Annotated in this window: 3 protein-coding genes; all 3 read left to right on the top strand. The window is 65.7% G+C overall.

The window, feature by feature from the left end; all coding sequences use genetic code 11:
• A partial coding sequence (locus AC3AYF_RS19035; RefSeq protein WP_295041202.1) for a proton-conducting transporter transmembrane domain-containing protein occupies nt 1-1,080 on the top strand: 1,080 nt, incomplete at its 5' end.
• A gap of 93 nt (nt 1,081-1,173) precedes the next feature.
• The gene (nuoM, locus tag AC3AYF_RS19030) at nt 1,174-2,700 is read left to right on the top strand and encodes an NADH-quinone oxidoreductase subunit M (protein ID WP_149436076.1); all 1,527 of its coding nucleotides are present in this window, start codon (nt 1,174-1,176) and stop codon (nt 2,698-2,700) included.
• Nucleotides 2,697-3,859 (top strand): NADH-quinone oxidoreductase subunit N (locus AC3AYF_RS19025; protein WP_295041203.1); only part of this gene is annotated, 1,163 nt, incomplete at its 3' end. The genes nuoM and AC3AYF_RS19025, both read left to right, overlap by 4 nt.

Here is a 3,859-nt window from a genome sequence, read left to right as displayed (position 1 = left end):
ATGGTCACCGCGGGCGTCTACCTGATCGCGCGGATGAACGGCATCTTCCTGATGGCGCCGGACGTCCTTCTGCTGGTCGGGGTGGTCGGTGCGCTGACACTGCTGGTGGCGGGCTTCGCGGCGCTGGCGCAGACCGATATCAAGCGGGTGCTGGCCTACTCGACCATGAGCCAGATCGGCTACATGTTCCTGGCGCTGGGTGTCGGCGCGTTCGATGCGGCGATCTTCCACCTGATGATCCACGCCTTCTTCAAGGCGCTGCTGTTCCTCTCCGCCGGCTCGGTGATCATCTGCACCCATCACGAGCAGGACATGCGCCGTCTCGGCGGGCTGTGGCGCAAGCTGCCGCTGACCTACGCCGGTTTCATCGTCGGCGGGGCGGCGCTGGCGGCGCTGCCGCTGGTGACGGCCGGCTTCTACAGCAAGGACGCCATCCTGGTCTCGGCACTCGCTTCCGGCCATGGCGTGCTGATGCTCGCCGGGCTGCTTGGCGCACTGCTGACATCGATCTATACCGTGCGGCTGATCCTCGGTACCTTCCACGGCAAGCCCAAGAGCGACAACGCCCGCAGCGCCCATGCCGGCAAGGGGCTGGTGCATGGCACGCCGCTGGTGGTGCTGATCGTGATGTCGACGGCCATCGGCGCGCAGTTGACTCCGCCGCTGGACGAAGTGCTGCCGCCCGGTCCGGTCGCCGAGGGCACGGCAGTCCATATCCTGGAGTTCACCGCCATGATCGTGGCCGTCGGCGGCGTGCTGTTCGCGGGCTGGCTGTTCAAGCGCCGGCGCGATCTGATTCGCCGTGGCATGGCCGATCCGCGCGGCGCCCGGCTGTGGACGTTCTGGCACAACGCCTGGGGTTTCGACGCGCTCTACGACTGGCTGTTCGTGCGTCCCTATCGGGGCGTGGTCAGGGTCAACCGGGGCGACTGGATCAACTCGCTGTGCAATATCCTGCCGTGGCTGGCACGGGCTTCTCATCAGGGGCTGCGAACGACGCAGACGGGCCTGATGCGTCACTACGCCGTATCGATGGTGCTGGGGGCGACGCTGCTGCTCGTCTTCCTGCTGGTGGGCTGACGGGATGAGCGCAGATACGGTAAGCGGCGTCGAGGCCCCGACGACCCTTGTTCGGGCGCCAACGGAATTCACTCTATCGCGGATGGCTGATTCATGACTCTGGTCTGGCTGATACTGATCCCCTTCATTGGCGGCCTGCTGTGCTGGCAGGCGGAACGCTTTGGCGACCAGGCGCCTCGCTGGATCGCACTGGGCACCATGCTGCTGGAATTGCTGATGGTGCTGGGGCTCTGGGTCAGCAGCGACTTTCAGCTGCCGGCGGAGGGCGCCGCCAGCGCCTGGACGCTGGAGTGGCAGGCGGACTGGATCCCGCGCTTCGGCATTCAGCTGCATCTGGCGATCGACGGCCTGTCGCTGCTGATGATCGCGTTGACCGGCCTGCTCGGTGCCATGGCGGTGGTCTGTTCCTGGAAGGAGATCGTGCGTCGGGTCGGATTCTTCCACCTCAACCTGCTGTGGATCCTGGGCGGGGTGGTCGGGGTCTTTCTCGCCATCGACCTGTTCCTGTTCTTCCTGTTCTGGGAAATGATGCTGGTGCCGATGTACTTCCTGATCGCGCTGTGGGGGCACAGCGGCTCCCAGGGCAGTTCGCGCATCGGTGCCGCGACCAAGTTCTTCATCTACACCCAGGCCAGTGGCCTTTTGATGCTGATCGCCATCCTGGGCCTGGTGTTCGCCCATCACGGGGCGACTGGCGAATACACCTTCGCCTACGCGGATCTGTTGAACACGCCGCTGTCGGAGACCACGGCCTGGTGGTTGATGCTCGGCTTCTTCGTCGCCTTCGCGGTCAAGTTGCCGGTGGTGCCGCTGCACGGCTGGCTGCCGGATGCCCACGCCCAGGCGCCCACTGCCGGTAGCGTCGACCTCGCCGGCATTCTGCTCAAGACGGCGGCCTACGGCATGCTGCGCTTCGCACTGCCGCTGTTTCCGGAAGCCTCCCAGGCCTTCGCGCCGGTGGCGATGACGCTGGGCCTGATCGGTATCTTCTACGGGGCGATCCTGGCCTGCGGCCAGCAGGACCTGAAACGGCTGATCGCCTATACCAGTATCTCGCACATGGGCTTCGTCTTGATCGGTATCTATGCCGGTACCGAACTGGCGCTGCAGGGCGTGGTGGCGCTGATGGTGGCGCACGCGTTCTCCGCCGCCGGGCTGTTCATCCTCTCCGGACAGCTCTACGAGCGACTGCACACCCGCGACATGCGCCAGATGGGCGGCCTGTGGGGGCGTATCCGCGGCCTGCCGGGCTTCGCACTGGTGTTCGTGGCGGCCTCGCTGGGGCTGCCCGGTACCGCCAATTTCGTCGGTGAGTTCATGGTGATGTTCGGTGCCTTCGGCGTGGCGCCCTGGATCGTGGTCATCGCCAGCGCCGGCCTGATCCTGGCCGCCGTCTACTCGCTGTTCATCATGCAACGGGTCTACTACGGGCCGCCGGCGGAGGAGACGCCGCTGGCCGGCCTCGACCGGCGCGAGACGATACTGCTGTTTGGCATCGTCGCGCTGGTGGTGTTCTTCGGTATCTACCCCCAACCGCTGCTGGATACCTCTGCCAGCGCCATGCAGGTGGTACAGCAGAGCGTTCAGCAAGCCGCAGCGATGACGGGAGGTGCCCAATGAGCGATGTCGTCAATCAAGGTGCCATGATGGCCCTGCTCGCCATATCCCCGCTGATCCTGGTCTGCCTGACCGTGATCGTGGTGATGCTCTCGATCGCCTGGAAGCGCAATCACACCTTGAGCGCCATTCTCACCGCCGTCGGTCTCAACGCGGCGCTGCTGGCGCTGCTGTTCGGCTGGACGCTGGGCACGGTGGACGTCACTTCGGTACTGGTGGTCGACGATCTCTCCCGCTTCGGCGGGGTGCTGGTGCTGATGTCGACGCTGGCCTGCGTCACCCTGGCTCACCACTATCTGGAAGGCTACGAGGGGCCGCGGGACGAGTTCTACCTGCTGCTGACGAGCGCCGCCGCGGGTGGCCTGGTGCTGGTCTCGGCGCGTCACATGACGACACTGTTCTTCGGTATCGAGCTGTTGTCGATGCCGCTGTTCGGGATGCTCGCCTATACCTTCCGGGACCGCGGCGCGCTGGAGAGCGGCATCAAGTACATGGTGCTGTCGGCGGCGGCGACGGCATTCCTGCTGTTCGGCATGGCGCTGCTCTACGCGGTGACCGGCACGCTGGACTTCGCCGAGCTGGGGGCGGCGCTCTCGACTCGTGGCAGCGACCCCTGGCTGCTGGCCGGGGCTGGCCTGCTATTGGTGGGGCTGGCGTTCAAGCTCTCCATCGTGCCCTTTCACTTGTGGACCCCGGACGTCTATCAGGGTGGCCCCGGGCCGGCGACGACGTTTCTGGCTACCGCCAGCAAGGTGGCGGTGTTCCTGGTGCTGCTGCGGCTGTTCCAGTCGACGCTGGCCTTCCACGAGAACTGGTGGCACGACCTGCTCGGCTTCATCGCCGTGATCACCATGCTGGTGGGTAACCTGCTGGCGCTGACCCAGAACGATCTCAAGCGCCTGCTGGGCTATTCGTCGATCGCCCATTTCGGCTATCTGCTGGTGGCGCTGGTGGTCAACCAGGGCCTGGCGGTCGAGACCGTCGGCATCTACCTGGTCACCTATGTCCTCACCACGCTCGGCGCCTTCGGCGTCGTCACCCTGGTCTCCAGCCCCTACGTCGCCACCGGCGGTACGGCGGATGCGAGCCCGCTGCACCATTATCGGGGCCTGTTCTGGCGTCGGCCCTATCTCACCGCGGTGATGACGGTGTCGATGCTATC

The sequence above is a fragment of the Salinicola sp. genome (assembly GCF_982684285.1).
This window is presented reverse-complemented; position numbering and strand designations above follow the sequence as displayed.